Origin of the sequence: Pseudomonas sp. 09C 129 (assembly GCF_002843625.1) — a bacterium.
Lineage (GTDB): Bacteria > Pseudomonadota > Gammaproteobacteria > Pseudomonadales > Pseudomonadaceae > Aquipseudomonas > Aquipseudomonas chlororaphis.
Window position 1 is genome coordinate 127,803 of the sequence record NZ_CP025261.1, and the last position, 19,733, is coordinate 147,535.

At 63.7% G+C, this 19,733-nt stretch carries 19 protein-coding genes and 1 other RNA gene; 10 read left to right on the forward strand and 10 right to left on the reverse strand.

Going from position 1 to position 19,733, the window contains the following annotated elements:
- Positions 1–15 precede the first annotated feature (15 nt).
- The 5 genes from CXQ81_RS00620 to CXQ81_RS00640 all read right to left on the reverse strand — a co-directional run bounded on the left by CXQ81_RS00620 (position 16) and on the right by CXQ81_RS00640 (position 5,660).
- The gene (locus CXQ81_RS00620; protein WP_053263050.1) at positions 16–1,017 is read right to left on the reverse strand and encodes an extracellular solute-binding protein; all 1,002 of its coding nucleotides are present in this window, start codon (positions 1,015–1,017) and stop codon (positions 16–18) included.
- A gap of 200 nt (positions 1,018–1,217) precedes the next feature.
- Complete coding sequence (locus CXQ81_RS00625; RefSeq protein WP_178081091.1) at positions 1,218–2,435, reverse strand: 2-octaprenyl-3-methyl-6-methoxy-1,4-benzoquinol hydroxylase; 1,218 nt, start codon at positions 2,433–2,435, stop codon at positions 1,218–1,220.
- A 121-nt stretch (positions 2,436–2,556) separates the two neighbouring features.
- Complete coding sequence (gene ubiH, locus CXQ81_RS00630) at positions 2,557–3,744, reverse strand: 2-octaprenyl-6-methoxyphenyl hydroxylase (RefSeq protein WP_007926748.1); 1,188 nt, start codon at positions 3,742–3,744, stop codon at positions 2,557–2,559.
- The gene (gene pepP, locus CXQ81_RS00635; RefSeq protein ID WP_087092504.1) at positions 3,741–5,075 is read right to left on the reverse strand and encodes a Xaa-Pro aminopeptidase; all 1,335 of its coding nucleotides are present in this window, start codon (positions 5,073–5,075) and stop codon (positions 3,741–3,743) included. The genes ubiH and pepP overlap by 4 nt, the downstream gene beginning before the upstream one ends.
- Before the next feature lie 27 nt (positions 5,076–5,102).
- Positions 5,103–5,660 carry a YecA family protein gene (locus CXQ81_RS00640; protein WP_007926743.1) on the reverse strand — a complete coding sequence of 186 codons (558 nt, stop codon included), beginning with the start codon at positions 5,658–5,660 and terminating at the stop codon, positions 5,103–5,105.
- Between the two features lie 140 nt (positions 5,661–5,800).
- Between CXQ81_RS00640 and CXQ81_RS00645 the strand changes: the two genes are divergently transcribed.
- The 4 genes from CXQ81_RS00645 to CXQ81_RS00660 all read left to right on the forward strand — a co-directional run bounded on the left by CXQ81_RS00645 (position 5,801) and on the right by CXQ81_RS00660 (position 7,289).
- The gene (locus CXQ81_RS00645) at positions 5,801–6,010 is read left to right on the forward strand and encodes a TIGR02449 family protein (protein ID WP_007911197.1); all 210 of its coding nucleotides are present in this window, start codon (positions 5,801–5,803) and stop codon (positions 6,008–6,010) included.
- Positions 6,007–6,330, forward strand: coding sequence for a cell division protein ZapA (locus CXQ81_RS00650; RefSeq protein WP_007926742.1), 324 nt, complete (start codon positions 6,007–6,009; stop codon positions 6,328–6,330). The genes CXQ81_RS00645 and CXQ81_RS00650 overlap by 4 nt, the downstream gene beginning before the upstream one ends.
- Positions 6,331–6,354: 24 nt before the next feature.
- A non-coding RNA gene (gene ssrS / locus CXQ81_RS00655) (6S RNA) lies at positions 6,355–6,533 on the forward strand.
- 150 nt (positions 6,534–6,683) lie between these two features.
- Entirely contained in the window at positions 6,684–7,289 is a 606-nt protein-coding gene (locus CXQ81_RS00660) for a 5-formyltetrahydrofolate cyclo-ligase (protein WP_087092505.1), read from the forward strand.
- A gap of 34 nt (positions 7,290–7,323) precedes the next feature.
- On the opposite strand, the gene CXQ81_RS31165 is transcribed toward CXQ81_RS00660, so the two are convergent.
- Positions 7,324–7,470, reverse strand: a complete 147-nt coding sequence (locus CXQ81_RS31165) for a hypothetical protein (protein ID WP_007926740.1) — start codon at positions 7,468–7,470, stop codon at positions 7,324–7,326.
- Between the two features lie 195 nt (positions 7,471–7,665).
- Between CXQ81_RS31165 and CXQ81_RS00665 the strand changes: the two genes are divergently transcribed.
- From CXQ81_RS00665 to CXQ81_RS00680, 4 genes are all read left to right on the forward strand, one after another.
- The gene (locus CXQ81_RS00665) at positions 7,666–8,115 is read left to right on the forward strand and encodes an EVE domain-containing protein (protein ID WP_087092506.1); all 450 of its coding nucleotides are present in this window, start codon (positions 7,666–7,668) and stop codon (positions 8,113–8,115) included.
- 134 nt (positions 8,116–8,249) lie between these two features.
- Positions 8,250–9,215 (forward strand): HlyD family secretion protein, encoded by a 966-nt coding sequence (locus CXQ81_RS00670; protein WP_007926738.1) that lies wholly within the window; start codon positions 8,250–8,252, stop codon positions 9,213–9,215.
- A complete protein-coding gene (gene rbbA, locus CXQ81_RS00675) occupies positions 9,212–11,932 on the forward strand; it encodes a ribosome-associated ATPase/putative transporter RbbA (protein ID WP_101336236.1) in 2,721 nt (906 codons plus the stop codon). Before CXQ81_RS00670 ends, rbbA begins: the two co-directional genes overlap by 4 nt.
- Complete coding sequence (locus tag CXQ81_RS00680; RefSeq protein WP_101336237.1) at positions 11,932–13,047, forward strand: ABC transporter permease; 1,116 nt, start codon at positions 11,932–11,934, stop codon at positions 13,045–13,047. Before rbbA ends, CXQ81_RS00680 begins: the two co-directional genes overlap by 1 nt.
- 119 nt (positions 13,048–13,166) lie before the next feature.
- Here the strand turns inward: CXQ81_RS00680 and CXQ81_RS00685 are convergent, their stop codons facing one another.
- The gene (locus CXQ81_RS00685) at positions 13,167–13,574 is read right to left on the reverse strand and encodes a flagellar basal body-associated protein FliL (RefSeq protein ID WP_007926735.1); all 408 of its coding nucleotides are present in this window, start codon (positions 13,572–13,574) and stop codon (positions 13,167–13,169) included.
- Positions 13,575–13,732: 158 nt separating this feature from the next.
- Between CXQ81_RS00685 and CXQ81_RS00690 the strand changes: the two genes are divergently transcribed.
- Both CXQ81_RS00690 and glpT read left to right on the forward strand, forming a co-directional pair.
- A complete protein-coding gene (locus CXQ81_RS00690) occupies positions 13,733–14,710 on the forward strand; it encodes an NADPH:quinone oxidoreductase family protein (protein WP_007926734.1) in 978 nt (325 codons plus the stop codon).
- 263 nt (positions 14,711–14,973) lie between these two features.
- Positions 14,974–16,323 carry a glycerol-3-phosphate transporter gene (gene glpT, locus CXQ81_RS00695; protein WP_007926732.1) on the forward strand — a complete coding sequence of 450 codons (1,350 nt, stop codon included), beginning with the start codon at positions 14,974–14,976 and terminating at the stop codon, positions 16,321–16,323.
- Here the strand turns inward: glpT and CXQ81_RS00700 are convergent.
- The 3 genes from CXQ81_RS00700 to ubiD all read right to left on the reverse strand — a co-directional run bounded on the left by CXQ81_RS00700 (position 16,320) and on the right by ubiD (position 19,614).
- Complete coding sequence (locus tag CXQ81_RS00700; RefSeq protein WP_007926730.1) at positions 16,320–16,967, reverse strand: gamma-glutamylcyclotransferase; 648 nt, start codon at positions 16,965–16,967, stop codon at positions 16,320–16,322. The two genes, glpT and CXQ81_RS00700, sit on opposite strands and share 4 nt — an antisense overlap.
- Before the next feature lie 212 nt (positions 16,968–17,179).
- Complete coding sequence (locus CXQ81_RS00705; RefSeq protein WP_007926728.1) at positions 17,180–18,148, reverse strand: CDP-6-deoxy-delta-3,4-glucoseen reductase; 969 nt, start codon at positions 18,146–18,148, stop codon at positions 17,180–17,182.
- The gene (ubiD, locus tag CXQ81_RS00710; RefSeq protein WP_009046125.1) at positions 18,148–19,614 is read right to left on the reverse strand and encodes a 4-hydroxy-3-polyprenylbenzoate decarboxylase; all 1,467 of its coding nucleotides are present in this window, start codon (positions 19,612–19,614) and stop codon (positions 18,148–18,150) included. Before ubiD ends, CXQ81_RS00705 begins: the two co-directional genes overlap by 1 nt.
- Positions 19,615–19,733: the final 119 nt, after the last annotated feature.

The following is a 19,733-nucleotide window of genomic DNA, read 5'->3' on the forward strand; positions in this document are numbered from 1 at the left end:
AGTATAACCAGCGGATCAGTTCCAGCCAGCACGGTCCATCAGGCGAATGGCCTCGGCCTGGCGCTTGCCGGCGACTTCCACCGGTAGGGTGTCGGCCACGAACTTGCCCCAGGCGGCCACTTCGGCGGACGGCGGCACGCTCGGGTTGGCCGGGAATTCCTGGTTCACGTCGGCGAAGATTTTCTGCGCTTCCTCGGTGGTCATCCACTCCACCAGGGCCTTGGCGGCTTCCGGGTGCGGTGCGTGCTTGGTCAGGCCAATGCCCGACAGGTTGACGTGCACACCACGGTCACCCTGGTTCGGCCAGAACAGTTTGACCGGCAGATCCGGCTTCTGCTTGTGCAGGCGGCCGTAGTAGTAGGTGTTGACGATGCCCACGTCGCACTGGCCGGCGCTGATCGCCTCGAGCACCGCGACGTCGTCGGAGAACACGTCGGTGGACAGGTTGTTGACCCAGCCCTTGACGATTTCTTCGGTTTTCGCCGCGCCGTGGGTTTCGATCAGGGTCGCGGTCAGCGACTGGTTGTAGACCTTCTTCGCCGTACGCAGGCACAGGCGGCCTTCCCACTGCTTGTCAGCCAGGGCTTCGTAGGTGGTCAGTTCGGACGGTTTCACCCGCGCGGTGGAGTAGGCGATGGTCCGCGCCCGCAGGCTCAGGCCGGTCCAGGCGTGCGAGGCGGCGCGGTATTGCAGGGGGATGTTGGTGTCGATCACCTTGGAGGTGAACGGCTGCAGGATGCCCATCTGCTCGGCTTGCCACAGGTTGCCGGCATCGACGGTGAGCAGCAGGTCGGCGGTGGCGTTCTCGCCCTCGGCCTTGATCCGCTGCATCAGCGGCGCTTCCTTGTCGGTGATGAACTTCACCTGGACCCCGGTTTTCTGGGTGTAGAGATCGAAGACCGGCTTGATCAGTTCGTCGATACGCGAGGAGTAGACCACCACTTCGTCGGCTGCCTGGACAGTGCCGCCAATGAGGGTGAGGGCCAGGGCGGTCAGTAGACGCTTCGGTGCCAACATGGGAGCGGTCTCTCGAAATCAAAGGGGAGTAAATGATAAGGACTACTATTTAGCTTCTCAAACTGAACCGGAGGGCGAGGCGTTACGAGATGTTGCTGATGCATCGCCAGCGTGGGTTCAGAGCAGACGCGCGCCCACACATGTCCGCGCGGCCCCTGCGGGAGCCGCCGGTTGAGCGGTTCGACCACTCGCGATAACGGTCAGGCCTTGGCCAGTTCCGGCAGATCCCCGCTGAGGCCCAACGCCTGGCGCACGAACAGCGCCTTGGCCTCGGGCATCTGGTCGACCATTTTCAACCCGGTATTACGCAACCAGCGCAGCGGCAGCGGATCGGCCTGGAACAGCCGTTCGAAGCCTTCCATCGCCGCCATCAACGCCAGGTTGTGCGGCATGCGCCGCCGCTCGTAACGGCTGAGCACCTTGGTGTCGGCCAGGCGCTCGCCGCGGCTGGCCGCCTGCAGCAGCACCTCGGCCAGCACCGCGGCATCGAGGAAACCCAGGTTGACCCCCTGCCCGGCCAGTGGATGGATGGTATGGGCCGCGTCGCCGATCAGGGCCAGGCCTTGCGCCACGTAACGCTTGGCATGACGCTGACGCAAAGGCACGCAGAGTCGCGGATCGGCGCTCAACACCGCGCCCAGACGGCCTTCGAAGGCGCGTTCCAGCTCACGGCAGAAGTCGCTGTCGTCCAGCGCCATCAGGCGTTCGGCCTCGCTGGGCGTGGTCGACCAGACGATCGAACACCAATCGTGCAGCCCGTCGCGCTCCAGCGGCAGGAACGCCAGCGGGCCGTTGTCGGTGAAACGCTGCCAGGCGGTCCTCTGGTGCGGCTCGGCGCAACGCACGCTGGTGACGATGGCGTGATGCAGGTAATCCCATTCGCGGGTAGCGCAGCCGGTCAGGCGCCGCACCGCCGAATTGGCGCCGTCGGCGGCGATTACCAGCGGGGCGCGCAGGCTGCGGCCATCGGCCAGGGTCAGCAGCCAGTCGTCGCCGGAACGGCGCATCTGCTCCAGGCGGGCGTTGGCCAGCAGGCCGATGTCGCAGTTGTGCAGGCGCTCCAGCAGCGCGTCCTGGACCACGCGGTTTTCCACGATGTGGCCCAGCGCCTCGGCATGCACGCTGGCGGCCGAGAAGTGAATCTGCCCGGTGCCGCTGCCATCCCAGACCTGCATCTCGGCATACGGGCTGCTGCGCCGCCGGGTCACCCCTTTCCAGACACCCAGGCGCTCGAGAATCCGCTGGCTGGCCGCCGACAATGCGCTCACCCGCGGCTCGAACGGTGCTTCGTCGTCGAAGGGCTTGACCTTCAGCGGGCTGCCATCGAGCAGCAGCACTTCCAGGCCACTGTCCTGCAACGCCAGCGCCAGGGCGCTCCCGACCATTCCGGCCCCGACAATCAGCAGATCTGCACGCATTTCCATGCTTTAAGCCTGTCTCGCTTGCGGCTTGAGCCGCACGTAAAGGGTTTTGTCGAACCGCGCTACCTGGCTGCCGACACTGTGCTGGATTTCCATGCCCGGTCGCGGGCTCAGCCACTCACGCATCGGGACGGGTACCCAGGCCCATGGCTTGCCGCGCGAACCAGCGTTTGGCCGGTGGCAGCAGGTCCAGGCCCAGCAGCCCGATATTGCGCCCCAGAGACACCAGCGGCAGCTTGCTGCCGAACAGCCGGGTGACCTGGTCGGAGAAGCCCACGGTCAGGTCCTGGTCCAGGCGCTGCCGCTCGCGGTAGGCCTGCAAGATACTGAAATCGCCCGGCGGCGTCGGGCTGACCAGCAAGGCATCGGCCAGCGCCTGGGCGTCGCGCAACGACAGGTTGAAACCCTGCCCGGCAATCGGGTGCAGGCTATGGGCGGCGTTGCCCAGCACCACCAGGTGAGGACGCACCTGCTCCTCGGCCTCCACCAGCGCCAGCGGGTAAAGATGCCGCGCGCCGACCTGTTTCAGGGTGCCCAGGCGATAACCGAATACCCCCTGCAGTTCGCTGAGGAAGCTGCGTTCGTCCAGCGCGGCCAGGCGCTGCGCGTCCATGCCCAGGCGGGTCCAGACCAGTGCGCAGCGGTTGTCCGGCAGCGGCAGCAGGGCCATCGGGCCGTCGTCGGTGAAGCGCTCGAAGGCCATGCCGTTATGGGCTTCGCTCGGGGTGATATTGGCGATCAGCGCGCTCTGGTTGTAGGGGCGCTTTTTCACCCCGATCCCCAGTTGCTCGCGCAGCCCCGAGCGACCGCCATCGGCCAGCACCGCCAGTTCGCAATCCAGGCTGGTTTCATCGTTGAGAGTCAGGCGGTAGCCATCTTCCAGCGGCTCCATGCGCGTGACTTCGGCCGGGCAGCGCCAGCTCACCACGTCCTTGTCCAGCCCCTGCCACAGGCATTGGCCGAGCCAGGCGTTTTCCACCACATAACCCAGGGCGGGAACACCCTCCTCCATGGCCGACAGCCGCGCGGTGGAAAACCGCCCACGGTCGGAGACATGGATCTGTTTGATCGGCTCGGCGCGGCGGGAGATTTCCTGCCACACACCCAGCCGTTGATAGATCTGCCGCGCGCCGAACGACAGCGCCGAAGAGCGCGCATCGTAGCTGGGCTGATAGGTATCGCCCGGAGCGAACGGCTCGATCAGCACGATCTTCCAGCCGCGCTCCTTGGCGCCGGCCTGCAAGGCCAGGGCCAGGCTGGCACCGACCAGACCACCGCCGATGATCGCCAGATTGACCCGGTTCATGCTGCGCAGCTCCGTGCGGCGGCCATCAGGGCCTCGATCTCGGCCACGGTCTTGGGCACGCCACCGGTGAGAATTTCACAGCCTTGCTTGGTTACCACCACGTCATCCTCGATGCGCACGCCAATGCCGCGCCATTTCTTCGCCACGTTCTGATTGTCCGGCGCAATGTAGATGCCCGGCTCGACCGTCAGGGCCATGCCGACTTCCAGCACCCGCCATTCGCCGCCGACCTTGTACTCGCCGACGTCATGCACATCCATGCCCAGCCAGTGGCCGGCGCGGTGCATGTAAAACGCCTTGTAGGCTTCGCTGGCGATCAACTCGTCCACCTCGCCTTCGAGCAGACCCAGCTTGACCAGCCCGGTGGTGATCACCCTGACGGTCGCTTCATGGGCCTGGTTCCAGTGCTTGTTCGGCGCGATCTCGGCAAAGGCGGCTTCCTGGGAGGCCAGCACCAGCTCGTAGATCGCCTTCTGCTCGGCGGAAAACTTGCCGTTCACCGGCCAGGTGCGAGTGATATCGCTGGCATAACAATCGATCTCGCAACCGGCGTCGATCAGCACCAGGTCGCCGTCCTTGAGCAACGCGTCGTTCTGCTGGTAATGCAGGATGCAGCTGTTGCGCCCGGCGGCGACGATCGAACCGTAGGCCGGCATCTTCGCCCCGCCCCGGCGGAACTCGTAGTCCAGCTCGGCTTCCAGGCTGAACTCGTACAGACCGGCGCGGCTGGCCTGCATGGCCCGGATATGGGCCTGGGCGGAAATCCGCGCGGCCTCGCGCATCACCTTCACTTCCGCCGCCGATTTATACAGACGCATGTCGTGCAGCAGATGATCCAGGGCAACGAATTCGTTCGGCGGCTGAGCGCCCAGGTGCGCCTTGGAGCGAATCACGTTGATCCATTCCATCAGGTGGCGATCGAACTCGGGGTTGCTGCCCATGGCCGAATACACCCGGTCGCGGCCTTCGATAAGGCCCGGCAGGATGTCGTCGATGTCGGTAATGGGGAAGGCATCGTCGGCGCCGTAATCGCGGATCGCGCCCTCCTGGCCAGCCCGCAGGCCATCCCAGAGTTCGCGCTCGGCATTACGCTCACGGCAGAACAGGATGTACTCGCCATGCTCGCGACCGGGCATCAGCACGATCACCGCCTGGGGTTCTGGGAAACCGCTTAGGTACTGGAAATCGCTGTCCTGGCGGTAGACATGCTCGACGTCGCGGTTGCGGATCGCCACCGCGGCAGCCGGCAGGATCGCGATGCTGTTGGGTTCCATCTGCGCCATGAGCGCCTTGCGGCGGCGGGTGTATTCCGATTTCGGGATATGGATCATGGGCAGACGGATTTCCCTATCGAGCGATCAGTGCAGAGAAGGCTTGGCGGCCGGTTCAACCGTCTTGTTGGTCTCGGTGAACAGCAGCAGCGGGGCGACCCGCAGGTATTCCATCACTTCCATGTAGTCGCTTTCGCCGTCGTCGGACTCTTCCAGCGCGTCCTGTACCTGGGCGATCGCCGCCAGGTCCTGCAGCACTTCCGTGGCCTCGGTGCTCAGGGCACTGCTGTCGCGGGAGTTCAGGCCAAAGCCGGTGAGGAAACCCTGGCACCACTGCCCCAGGGCCGCGGCGCGCTCGGCCAGCGGGGCGTCGTCGGTGGGCAGCAGCAGGACGACGGTCATGTCGTCGCTGGTCAGCTCGCCCTTGACCATTTCCTGCAGGCCGATCAAGGCGTTGCGAACATTGTCCTGCGGCTCGCCTTCGAGCAGTTCGGCGGCGTCGATCAGCCAGCCGTCGACTTCGAAGCCGGCGCCGGCACAGCTGCGACCCAGCAACAGGCCATGCAATTCGGCGGGCGAGACAGGGTGACCGCTGCTGCTGAGCAGGGTGGCGAAGGCGTTGTACGGGGAATTCTGAATGGGCATGGGCAGCTAGGCGCCAAGCGGCGCAATGTCTAGAATGGAGGCCTTGTATCCTAGCATCGGCAGACGCGCCAAGACCATCGAGGCCGTCAACTCGTTTGCCCAGGCAGTTGCCACTCATCAGACAAATCCAGTGGGATCCAATGGAAGACACCGATCTGCAAGCGCTGATGGCTAGACTCGAACTGCTAATTGGCCGGGTCGAGCAACTAAAGAGTCAAAACGCACTCTTATTAGCTCAGGAAAAGACTTGGCGCGAGGAACGCGCGCACCTCATTGAAAAAAACGAAATCGCCCGGCGTAAGGTCGAATCGATGATTTCGCGCCTCAAGGCCCTGGAGCAAGACTCATGAGTTCAAGCAATAGCGTTACCGTGCAGATCCTCGACAAAGAGTATTCGATCATCTGCCCCCAGGAAGAGCGTAGCAATCTGGTGAGCGCCGCCCGGTACCTGGATGGCAAGATGCGCGAGATCCGCAGCAGCGGCAAAGTCATTGGCGCCGATCGTATCGCGGTGATGGCCGCCCTCAATATCACCCACGATCTGCTGCACAAGCAGGACCGCCCTGACGTGCAAGCCAGCGGTTCGACCCGCGAACAGGTGCGCGACCTGCTCGAGCGCGTGGATCTGGTGCTCGCCACCGACACCGATACAACCAAGGCTGATTCCTGAGGGTGGTTGCGGTATAATCCCCACCACTCCCTGGGGTGCTTGCCAGTTGGCGATGTCCCTGAGCCGATTCGCACTACCCTGGAAGTTGCACGTTGGGCCGGTGTGCATGTCCGCTAGACGGAAAGCCTTAACGCCTACTGCATCTTCCGCCTTGAACTTTCGGGTTCAAGGGCTAAGTCGACAGCGGTTCATCCGGGGAGCCTGAATTCCATGCCAATGCCAGCTATGCAAATAGCTGGCATTGTTTTTTTGGGGCTCCGTTTTTTCAGTTCCGTTTTTTTCGGCTCCGTTTTTTTCGATCAGGGGTTATTTGGTACGCTGTCCTGCCGTACTCCTCCCGGACCCGAGCGACCATGACCGAACCGGCGCCGCTTTCCCGCCCGCAACTTCGACGCATACTGCGCAAAGCCCGCCGCGCCCTCACCGCCAGCGAACAACGCCAGGCCTCTCGTGGGCTGTATCGGCAACTGGCGCAGCATCCGTTGTTCCGCCGAGCCAAACACATCTCCCTTTACCTGCCCATGGACGGTGAAATCGACCCGCGCCCGCTGCTGCTGGCCGCGCAACGCCGGGGCAAGGCGACTTATCTGCCGGTGCTCAGCGCCTGGCCACGGACCAAGATGGTGTTTCAGCGCGTTCGCCCCGGCGAAAAGCTGCGCCCCAACCGCTTCCGCATTCCCGAGCCACAGGTGAGTCTGGCCCGGCAACGCAAGGTCTGGGCCCTGGATCTGGTGCTGTTGCCGCTGGTCGGCTTCGATGAGGCGGGCGGACGCCTGGGAATGGGCGGTGGTTTCTATGATCGCAGCCTGGCCTATCTGGCGCGGCGCAAAAGCTGGCGCAAGCCGACGCTACTGGGGCTGGCCCACGAATGTCAGAAAGTCGCGAAACTGGATCAGGCGAGCTGGGATGTACCGCTGCAAGGAACGGTGACTGACAAGAAATGGTATTTCGCGAAATAGGCGCCACCAGGAGAGAGCGGCGCCTTGGAAGGAATCAACGCTTGTAAGGCTGCTGCTGTTGCGCGAGCTCGACCGGTGCGTCGGTCTTGTTGGCCCACAGGCTCTGCGCATAACCGGTTGTCACTACGCCCAAACCGAACAAAATAACCAAAATCCATAGTAAATCCGGTTTGCGTTGCATCGATTGCCCCCCTCAGGCAAATCCCACACGATGACAGCGACGGTTTCCATAACAGGCCGTGCAGCAGCGTCAAGCTTAAAATCCCGGCATTCTGCGATAACGTGAACCGACACGCAAATGCTGGCGTCAACCGACTGTCGGTTTGTCATAAAATTGCCCGACAACTTGCCCACGTCCCTCTGGAGAGCACAGAAAATGGCCTATTGGCTGATGAAATCCGAACCGGAAGAACTCTCGATCGAGGGCCTGGCGCTCAAGAAACAGGCGCGCTGGGACGGCGTACGCAACTACCAGGCGCGAAACTTCCTGCGCAGCATGGCGGTGGGTGACCAATTCTTCTTTTATCACTCCAGCTGTCCCGAACCGGGCATTGCCGGGATCGGCCAAATCATCGAGGCCGCCTACCCCGACCCGACCGCCCTGGAACCGGAAAACCCGCATTTCGATCCCAAGGCCAGCGCCGAGAAAAATGCCTGGAGCGCCGTCGACGTCGCCCATGTCGAAACCTTCCCCAAGGTGCTGCGCCTGGATTATCTGAAGCAGCAAACCGCCCTCGCCGAACTGCCCCTGGTGCAGAAAGGCAGCCGGCTGTCCGTGATGCCAGTGACCGCCGAACAGTGGGCGGCGGTGCTCGCGCTGCGCTGAACAGGCCGCAAGCGATACTCAAGCAGGCATCCCGCGCACAACGTACTAGGCTTGCCCGTTCATTTGACGGACATCAAGTCGCCCAACGGCTTGAACCGCCAGACTAGGACGCTACTGCCGCAGGGATGTCCCCAATGCCGACGAATCACCGTTCCTCCCGCCTTTTTGCCTTCGCCTTGCTGGCATTGCTGCTGATCGCGGGCGGCTTTGGTTACTGGAAGTCCACCCTGGACCGCCTGCCCGAGGGCCTGAGCATGGGCAACGGCCGGCTTGAAGCCACAGAGGTGCAGATCGCCAGCAAGACGCCCGGACGCCTGGCCGAAGTGCTCGTCGACGAAGGCGACAGAGTGTCCAAGGACCAGCTGCTGGCCCGCATGGACACCCGCACCCTGGAGGCCCAGCGCGCCCAGGCCGAGGCCGACGTGGTGCGCACCCGGGAAAACCTCGCGGCGGCCGAAGCCAATGTGCAGCTGCGCCAGAGCGAACTGCTGCTGGCCAACCAGGAACTCAAGCGTTCCCGGGAACTGTTCAACCGTGGTTACGCCAGCCAGCAGATCATCGACCAGCAGCAGGCGCGCCTGAACACCGGCAACGCCGCCGTCCAGGCAGCCCAGGCCCAGGTCGCCGCGGTGCGCGCCGCCATTGGCTCGGCCAAGGCCATGGTCGCCCAGCTGACCAGCGAGATCGACGACAGCAGCCTGCGCGCGCCCATCGACGGCATCATCCAGTTGCGCCTGGCCGAACCGGGCGAGGTGCTGGGCGCCGGCGGCCGGGTGTTGCTGCTGATCGACCCGAGCGACCAGTACATGAACCTCTACCTGTCCGCCTCGGTGACCGGCCGCCTGGCTGTCGGCAGCGAGGCGCGGATCCTGCTCGACGCCCTGCCCGATCAGCCGCTGCCGGCGAAGATCAGCTTTGTCGCGGCCAAGTCCCAGTTCACCCCCAAGGAAGTGGAAACCCGCGATGAACGCCAAAAACTGGTGTTCCGCGTCAAGCTGCGGCTGACCCAACCCAGCGCCGTACCGCAGGCCAAGCCGGGCATGCCCGGCGCCGGTTACGTGCGCACCGCGACCGTGGACTGGCCGGCCAACCTGCAATGAACGAACCGGCGCTGCAGGCCACGGGCATCAACCACCGTTATGGCTCGCAACAGGCCCTGGTCGACCTTGCCTTCAGCCTGCCCGGCGGCACCCGCTGCGGATTGATCGGCCCGGATGGCGCAGGCAAGTCGAGCCTACTGGGCTTGATCGCCGGGGTGAAGAAGCTGCAGCAGGGCCAACTGCAGGTGCTCGGCGGCGCCATCGAACAACGCCGCCATCGCAACAGCCTGTACGCGCGGATCGCCTTCATGCCCCAGGGCCTGGGTGGCAACCTGTATCCCGAGCTGTCGATCGAGGAAAACATTCGCTTCTTCGCCACCCTGTTCGGCCTGTCGAAAACCGAATGCGAACAGCGCATGCACAACCTGTTGCTGGCCACCGACCTGCTGCGTTTCGCCGAACGGCCCGCGGGCAAGCTGTCCGGCGGGATGAAGCAGAAGCTCGGGCTGTGCTGCGCATTGATCCATGAGCCGGACCTGCTGATCCTCGACGAACCCACCACGGGCGTCGATCCGCTGTCCCGCCGGCGCTTCTGGGAACTGGTGGACGAGGTTCGCCGCCAGCGCCCGCAACTGACACTGCTGGTGGCCACCGCCTATATGGAGGAAGCCGAGCAGTTCGAGCACTGCCTGATGCTCGACCGCGGCCGGCTGATTGCCCAGGGCTTGAGCCGGGAACTGGCCATCGCCACGCCCAGCGGCAAGCTCGACGATGCCTTCACCCACTTTCAAGGCGACAGCGGGCACGGCAACCAGCCGCTGGTGATCCCGCCAAGAACCACGGACAACCAGCAAATTGCTATCGAAGCCCATGAGCTGACCCTGCGTTTCGGCGATTTCACGGCCGTGAACAAGGTCAGCTTCGCCATTGGCCGGGGCGAGATTTTCGGCTTTCTCGGCTCCAACGGCTGCGGCAAGACCACCACCATGAAGGTCCTGACCGGGTTGATGCCGGCCACCGAAGGCAGCGCCAGGCTGCTGGGCAATCCGGTGGACGCCAGGGACCTGGCCACCCGCAAGCGCGTGGGTTTCATGTCCCAGAGCTTTTCACTGTACGGCGAACTCAGCGTGCGCCAGAACCTGGTGCTGCACGCCCGGCTGTTCGACCTGCCCAAGGCCGAGAGCGGCCCGCGGATCGAAGAGCTGATCCGCCGCTTCACTCTCCAGGAGATCGCCGATCAACCCTCCGGCGCCCTGCCCCTGGGCTTGCGCCAACGCCTGTCCCTGGCGGTGGCGGTGCTGCACCGCCCGGAAGTGTTGATTCTCGACGAGCCGACCTCGGGCGTGGACCCGGCGGCCCGCGACGACTTCTGGCGGCTGTTGATCGAGCTGTCGCGGGAACAGGGGGTAACGATCTTCCTGTCCACCCACTTCATGAACGAAGCCCAGCGCTGCGACCGCATCTCGCTGATGCACGCCGGCAAGGTATTGGCCTGCGATACACCGGTCGCCCTGCAGCAACAGTTCGCCGGCGAAACCCTGGAAGCCGCTTTTGTCCGCTGCCTGGAAGACGCCCAGGGCGCGCCGGAACCTGCTCCCCCGGCGACCGCCCAGCCCGAAGTCAGCAGCGCCATTCACAGCGACAGTCGGCGCTTGCGCCTGTCGCGCCTGATCGCCGTGGCCACCCGCGAAGGCAAGGAGCTGTTGCGCGACCGGGTGCGCCTGGGGTTCGCCCTGCTCGGGGCGCTGTTCATGATGGTGATCTTTGGCTACGGCATTTCCCTGGACGTGGAAAACCTCGCCTTCGCCGTCTACGACCAGGACCAGACCCCGCAAAGCCGCGCTTACCTGGAAGCCTTCCGCAGCTCCCGCTACTTCAAGGAGCAGCAGCCGATCCGCGACGCCGCCGAACTGCATCGGCGCCTGCAACGCTCGGAGATCAAGCTGGCCCTGGAGATTCCCCCCGGTTTCGGTCGCGACCTGTACGCCGGGCGCCAGCCTGCGGTGGCCGCCTGGCTCGACGGCGGCATGCCGTTTCGCGCCGAGACCAGCCGCAACTATGTCGAGGCGGTGCATCAGGCCAATATCGAATCGCTCGCCGAACACAGCAGCCCAGCCCTGGGGCGAGCACCCGCGGCCCGCCTGGAAACCCGCTTTCGCTACAACCAGGACGTGGTCAGCGTGAATGCCATCGGCCCTGGCGTGATGGCGCTGATCCTGGCGTTCATCCCGGCGATGCTCACGGCGCTGGGCATCGTGCGCGAGAAGGAGCTGGGCTCGATCACCAACTTCTACGCCACGCCACTCAAGCGCCTGGAGTTTCTCCTGGGTAAGCAGGCGCCCTACCTGGGCCTGAGCCTGATCAACCTGGCGCTGCTGGTGGCCATGAACCGCTGGCTGTTCGGCGTGCCCTTCAAGGGCAGCGGCCTGACCCTGGCCTTCGGCGGCCTGCTGTATGTGCTGGCCACTACCAGCCTGGGCCTGCTGATTTCCGCGTTCACCCGTACCCAGATCGCGGCGATCCTCGGCACCATGATCATCACCAGCCTGCCGACCATCCAGTTCTCCGGGCTGATCGTGCCGCGCTCGTCGCTGGACGGCGCCGCGGCGCTGATGGGGCAGCTGTTCCCCGCCGGTTACTTCCTCGACATTGCCGTCGGCACCTTCACCAAGGCCCTGGACCTGCGCCAGCTGTGGCCGCAGTGCCTGGCGCTGTTCGGGTTCTTCCTCGGGTTCACCGGGCTGAGCCTGGCGATGCTGAAAAAACAGGAGGCCTGATGCACCGGTTCAGCCACATCCTGCGCCTGGGCCTCAAGGAGCTCACCAGCCTGCGACACGACAGCGTGTTGCTGCTGTTTCTGCTGTACGCCTTCACCGTGGCCATCTACATGCCGGCGGCCGGTTCGGTGATCGGCGTGCACAACGCCAGCGTGGCGCTGGTGGACGAAGACCACAGCCAGCTCTCGCGCCAGCTGGCCGAGGCCCTGCAACCACCGGAATTCCAGAGCCCGGTGCAGTTGCCCTACGACCAGTTGGACCAGGTCCTGGACAGCGGCCAATTCACCTTCGTCATCAATGTGCCGGCCAACTTCCAGAGCGATCTGCTGGCCGGGCGCCAACCCAGCGTGCAAGTGAATGTCGACGCCACGGCCATGAGCCAGGCCTTCATGGGCGCCGGTTATATCGGGCGGATTTTCCAGCGCGAACTGCTCAACTACAGCCAGGCCGACCCGGCGAGCCGGATGCCCGCACTGTTGACCAGTCGCGCGCTGTTCAACACCAATCTGCAGGGCGGCTGGTTTCTCGCGGTGATTCAGATCGTCAACAACATCACCATCCTGGCCATTGTCCTGACCGGCACGGCGCTGCTGCGCGAGCGCGAGCACGGCACCCTCGACCATCTGCTGGTGTTGCCGCTGACCGCCCTGGAAATCATGCTGGCGAAGATCTGGAGCAACATGCTGGTGGTGGTGCTCTGCACCTGGGTGTCGCTGGAGGTGATCGTCAAGGGTGTGCTGGGCGTGCCGCTGGCCGGCTCGCTGGCGCTGTTCCTCGCGGTGACCGGGCTTTACCTGTTCGCCAGCACCGCGCTGGGGATCTTTCTCGCCACGCTGGCGCGCTCGACCCCGCAATTCGGCTTGCTGGCGATTCCGGTGATCATCCCGATGTTGCTGCTATCGGGCGGCAGTACCCCGCTGGACAGCATGCCCCAGTGGCTGCAATGGGTGATGCAGGGCTCGCCGTCGACCCACTTCGTCAGCCTCAGCGCCGCGATTCTGTTTCGCGACGCCGGCATTGAAGTGGTCTGGCCAGACCTGCTAGCCCTGGCGGTGATCGGCCTGCTGTTCTTCGGCATCGCCTTGGCGCGATTCCGCAAGAGCCTGGCGTCCTGAGGTGATCTCGATGACTTCTTGTAGGAGCGAAGCTTGCTCGCGATCAGCCGCCAGGCTGGAACTGGGCGGGGCTCGCCCTATTGCTATCGCGGGCAAACCTCGCTCCTACAGATCCAGCATTACTGGATGATCAGGTTGTTGAACAGCAGGTCTTCCACCACCGGCTTGCCGGTTTCGTCGTTCATCACCTGCTGGGTCTGCTTCAGGGCTTCCTGACGCAGTTTTTCCTTGGCTTCGACGTTGTTCATGGTTTCCGTGGTCTGCTGGGCGAACAGCGCCACCAGTTGGTTGCGGATCAACGGCTCGTTGGCCTTCACCGCCTGAGCGGCGGCATCGCCGGTCACCCGCAGGGCGACGTCGGCCTTGTACACCTTGAGCTTCGGGCCACCATCCAGACCGTAGTTGCCCACGAACGGCGGGTTCAGGCTGATGTAACTGACTTTCGGTGCTTCGCCCTCTTTGGCTTCCTCGGCCATGGCTGCCATCGGCAGAGACAGGGCCAGCATCAACATGATCCACGCTTTCACAATTCGCTCCTTATCCGGTAGGCGGTCTAGCATAAAGGCCCCTGCGCCTGTGCCCAAGCACAAAGCTTATGGCTGGCTATCAGGCCGGGGCATGCTCGTTGACCGCGTTATTCACCCACCTACACTTATCGGCCATCACTCCCAAAGGAATAGCCCTGATGAAAGCCGTGCTGTGCAAAGCCTTCGGCCCCGCCGAAACGCTGGTGCTGGAAGACGTCGCGAGTCCTGTGCCGAAGAAGAACGAGATCCTGCTGCAGGTGCACGCGGCCGGGGTGAACTTCCCGGACACGCTGATCATCGAGGGCAAATACCAGTTCAAGCCGCCCTTTCCGTTCTCGCCCGGTGGCGAAGCCGCGGGGGTGGTCGGCGCCGTCGGCGAGAAGGTCGGCCACCTCAAGGTCGGCGACCGGGTCATGGCGCTGACCGGCTGGGGTAGCTTCGCCGAGGAAGTGGCGGTACCAGGCTACAACGTGCTGCCGATTCCAGCGTCGATGGACTTCAACACCGCCGCCGCCTTCAGCATGACCTACGGCACCTCGATGCATGCCCTCAAGCAGCGCGGCAACCTGCAGCCGGGTGAAACCCTGCTGGTGCTCGGCGCTTCCGGCGGTGTCGGCCTGGCGGCGGTGGAAATCGGCAAGGCCATGGGCGCCCGGGTCATCGCCGCCGCCAGCAGCGCCGAGAAACTCGCGGTGGCCAAGGCCGCCGGCGCCGACGAATTGATCAACTACAGCGAAACCAGCCTGAAGGACGAGATCAAGCGCCTGACCGACGGCCAGGGCGCCGATGTGATCTACGACCCGGTCGGCGGCGACCTGTTCGACCAGGCCATCCGCGCCATCGCCTGGAACGGCCGGCTGCTGGTGGTGGGTTTCGCCAGCGGGCGCATTCCCGAGCTGCCGGTCAACCTGGCGCTGCTCAAGGGCGCCGCGGTGATCGGCGTGTTCTGGGGTTCGTTTGCCCAGCGCCAGCCCCAGGACAACGCGGCGAACTTCCAGCAGCTGTTCGGCTGGTTCGCCGAAGGCAAGTTGAAACCGCTGGTCTCGCAGGTCTACCCGCTGAGCAACGCCGCCAGCGCCATCAACGATCTTGGCCAGCGCAAGGCGGTGGGCAAGGTGGTGGTCCAGGTTCGCTGAATCCCTTTCGTTTTATAGAAGCTTGCTCGCGATAACGGGCTGACCGTCAGCCGCAACGGCGACTCGCGAGCAAGCGCTCTTCTCCCCCAGCCGCAGCCGCCGGCACCAGAAACGCCCCCTACTTGTCTTTAAGCGACATGTTCGTAAAAGAACATGCAAATGCTCCTGCGTTGCGTGCTCCCAGATAAGATGCAGTGCTATTTTCGGTAACGAAACTGTAACATTCGCATCCGCAGTCAAAACAAGAAATTTGGAGCTCTTGAATGTTTGCTTTCTTTCGACCTGCCGCACATCAGGCGCCCCTGCCTGACGAAAAAATAGACAGTACTTACCGCCGCCTGCGCTGGCAGATCTTCGCCGGGATCTTCATCGGCTACGCCGGCTACTACCTGCTGCGCAAGAACTTCTCCCTGGCCATGCCGTACCTGATCGAAGAGGGTTACACCCGCGGTCAGCTGGGCCTGGCCATGTCGGCGATCGCCATCGCCTACGGCCTGTCCAAGTTCCTCATGGGCCTGGTGTCCGACCGCTCCAACCCGCGCTACTTCCTGCCCTTCGGCCTGCTGGTGTCGGCCGGGGTGATGTTCATTTTCGGTTTCGCACCCTGGGCCACGTCCAGCGTGACCATGATGTTCATCCTGCTGTTCATCAACGGCTGGGCCCAGGGCATGGGCTGGCCGCCAAGCGGACGGACCATGGTGCACTGGTGGTCGCAGAAGGAACGCGGCGGCGTGGTTTCGGTATGGAACGTGGCGCACAACGTTGGCGGCGGCCTGATCGGCCCGCTGTTCCTGCTCGGCATGGGCTGGTTCAACGACTGGCACGCGGCGTTCTACGTCCCGGCCGCCGTGGCCCTGATGGTGGCGCTGTTCGCCTTCGTCACCATGCGCGACACCCCGCAATCGGTCGGCCTGCCGCCGATCGAGAAGTACAAGAACGACTACCCGGAAGGCTACGACGCCAGCCACGAAGAAGAATTCAGCGCCAAGGAAATCTTCGTCAAATACGTGCTGCGCAACAAAATGCTCTGGTACATCGCCATGGCCAACGTCTTCGTCTACCTGCTGCGCTACGGCGTACTGGACTGGGCGCCGACCTACCTCAAGGAAGCCAAGCACTTCACCGTGGATAAAACCTCGTGGGCGTACTTCTTCTACGAGTGGGCGGGGATCCCGGGCACGCTGCTGTGCGGCTGGATGTCGGACAAGATCTTCCGTGGCAACCGTGGCCTGACCGGCATGGTGTTCATGGCCCTGGTGACCGTGGCGACCCTGGTGTACTGGCTGAACCCGGCCGGCAACCCGACCATCGACATGATCGCGCTGTTCTCCATCGGCTTCCTGATCTATGGCCCGGTAATGCTGATCGGCCTGCAGGCCCTGGAACTGGCGCCGAAGAAAGCCGCTGGCACCGCCGCGGGCTTCACCGGTCTGTTCGGTTATTTGGGTGGTTCGGTCGCGGCCAGCGCGGCGATGGGCTACACCGTGGACCACTTCGGCTGGGACGGCGGTTTTGTCTTGCTGGTAGGCGCCTGCCTGCTGTCGATGGCCTTCCTGGCCCCAACCCTGTGGCACAAACAGGTCGCCAGCCAGAGTCGCGAAGCCATTGCCTAATGGGTGGCTGACTTACAGCGCTTGAGCCGCGCCTCCAGATTACGGTCTGGCATGGCGTGGCTACGCAGGGCGTGCACGGTCTGCTCGACATAATCGCGAGTGGTGCCGTAGCGCCCGCAGGCGTTTTCAAATACCTGGCTCAGCACATGGTCCGGCAGGTTGCCGGCATAGCTGGGCAGGTGTCGCTCCAGAACGAACCCCAGGGCCTGAACCCGGCTACCGTCTTCGAGGCGGCAGTTGAGCCAGTGCGGGCGATAGGACGGGTATGGCATCTCGCGCTGCCACAGCGCATACAGCGAGGTTTCCAGCTGCTCTTGCGGCAAGCGGTAGGCGAAGCCGCTGCAGGAACCGCCACGATCCAGGCCAAAGACCAGCCCCGGCTTCTCCGGCGTGCCACGGTGTTCATGGGACCACAGGTACAGACCGCGATGGTAGCCATGCACCCGCCCGCGCATGCGCTCGACCGCCGAACATTCAGGGCGCCAGATCAGCGAACCGTAGGCAAACAGCCAGACCGGTCCGCCCTTGTGGCGCGCCATGGTGGACTGCATCGAGCTGAGAAGCTGTTCGTGGGTGAGCTGCGGCCCCAGGTCGAGCCGCGGAGGGTAAGCCAGATTCAAAAAACTGGATTCTATGGCTGTCATGGCGAATAGCGTTCGGCTCCCCGCGTATAAAGAATTACTTAATAGAACGCACGGCTGTAACTCCAAGACACATATGTTTCAAGGCAAGTTAAGTGCCATCGAAGAGTTTTAACTTTCAATAATGCGTGACATATAACCTACCGGTATTTATCTAATTAAATAAATACCGATGGGCTATATAGGAAGTTATAACGAGGGACAGCCCCGAGAACTCAGGACCGAGGAGCGTAGGCAAATACATCGGCGCGCATCTGGTGCGCATCCATGCCCGCTTCGACCAGCGCGTCGAGGGTCGCGTAGATCATCGCTGGCGAGCCGCTGGCGTAGACATGCACCGCCGACAGGTCGGCAATGTCCTCGCTCACCGCCTCGTGCAGCATGCCGCAGCGCCCTTCCCAGCCACAGAGGTCGCTGACCACCTTGTGCAGGAACAGGTTGGGCAGCTTCTTCCATTCGTCCCAGTGTTCGATCTGATAGAAGTCGTCCGGCCGGCGCACGCCCCAGTACAGGTGCACCGGGTATTTGAAGCCCTTGGCCCGGCAATGCTCGATCAGGCTGTGCATTTGCGCCATGCCGGTACCGGCGGCGATCAGCACCAGCGGCCCGTCCGGCAGCTCGGCCAGGTGGGTATCGCCAAACGGCAGCTCGACGCGCACGTTACCGTTGCGCTGCAACTGTTCGATCAGGCTTTGTGCACTGCTTTCGCGCACCAGTACGTGCAGCTCCAGCTCGCGCCCGGCGTGCGGCGCCGAGGCCAGGGAGAATGCCGACTTCTCGCCATTCTCCCGCTCGAGCATCAGGTACTGGCCAGCGTGATAACGCGGTGGCTTGCCGGCGGGCGCCCGCAGGCGGACCCGCCAGACATCGCCGCCGACCTCCAGACACTCGGTGACCTGACACGACAGACTGCGCACCGGCAGTTCTCCCAGCGCAAGGACGCCATCCCACAGCACGATGCAGTCTTCCAGCGGCTCTGCAATGCAAGTGTAGAACTCGCCATGATCGCGCACATCGCCGGCCTGCAGGACACGGCCCTCCACCAGCAGGGCGCAGCACACATGACAGTTGCCATTGCGGCAGCTTTGCGGGCATTCATAGCCCAGGCGCCGCGCCGCATCGAGAATCCGCTCGCCGGGCAGCGTCTCAAGCACCGCTCCGGAGGGCTGCAAGGTTACACGCATCAATCTATTCCTAACTGATTCCAGATGGCATCGATCCGGCGGGTCACTGCCTCATCCTTGACGATCACCCGGCCCCACTCGCGGGTGGTTTCACCGGGCCACTTATGCGTGGCATCGAGCCCCATCTTCGAGCCCAGGCCGGAGACCGGCGAGGCGAAGTCGAGGTAGTCGATCGGCGTGTTATCGATCATCACCGTATCGCGCTTGGGGTCCATGCGCGTGGTAATGGCCCAGATCACGTCGTTCCAGTCGCGCGCGTTGATATCGTCGTCAGTGACGATAACGAACTTGGTGTACATGAACTGTCGCAAAAACGACCAGACACCGAGCATTACCCGCTTGGCGTGGCCGGGGTACTGCTTCTTCATGGTCACCACCGCCATGCGGTACGAGCAGCCTTCGGGCGGCAGGTAGAAGTCGGTGATTTCCGGGAATTGTTTCTGCAGGATAGGCACGAATACTTCGTTCAGCGCCACGCCGAGAATCGCCGGCTCATCCGGCGGACGACCGGTGTAGGTGCTGTGGTAGATCGGCTTGATCCGGTGGGTGATGCGCTCGACGGTGAACACCGGGAAGCTGTCGACTTCGTTGTAGTAGCCAGTGTGATCGCCATACGGGCCTTCGTCGGCCATCTCGCCCGGATGGATCACCCCTTCCAGGATGATTTCCGCGGTGGCTGGCACTTGCAGGTCGTTGCCGCGGCATTTCACCAGCTCGGTGCGGTTGCCCCGTAGCAGGCCGGCGAAGGCGTATTCGGAGAGGCTGTCCGGCACCGGCGTCACGGCGCCGAGGATGGTCGCCGGATCGGCGCCCAGGGCCACGGACACCGGGAACGGCTGGCCCGGGTGCTTCTCGCACCATTCGCGGTAATCCAGCGCGCCGCCACGGTGGCTCAACCAGCGCATGATCACCTTGTTGCGGCCGATCACCTGCTGGCGATAGATACCGAGGTTCTGCCGGTCCTTGTTCGGCCCCTTGGTGACGGTCAGGCCCCAGGTGATCAGCGGGCCGACATCGCCCGGCCAGCAGGTCTGTACCGGCAGCATCGCCAGGTCGACGTCATCGCCTTCGATGACCACTTCCTGGCAGATGGCATCCTTGACGACTTTTGGCGCCATGGAAATGATCTTGCGAAAGATCGGCAGCTTGGACCAGGCATCCTTGAGCCCCTTGGGCGGCTCGGGCTCCTTGAGGAACGCCAGCAGCTTGCCGATTTCCCGCAGTTCGCTGACCGCCTCGGCGCCCATGCCCAGCGCCACGCGCTCCGGGGTGCCGAACAGGTTGCCCAGCACCGGAATGTCGTAGCCGGTGGGCTTTTCAAACAGCAGGGCCGGGCCTTTGGCACGCAAGGTGCGATCGCAGACCTCGGTCATTTCCAGCACTGGGGACACCGGAACCTGGATGCGCTTGAGTTCGCCGCGCTGTTCCAGACCGCTGATAAAGTCGCGCAAGTCGCGATACTGCATGCGTGAGCCTCGTTTTGGCCGTGGCGTTCGGGGCTGGCAGTTTAGCGCCGAACCCGACTGTTCAGAACAGTGAACTGCCGTTCATCAATAATCAGATAGCAAAAAGCCGGGTTTCCCCG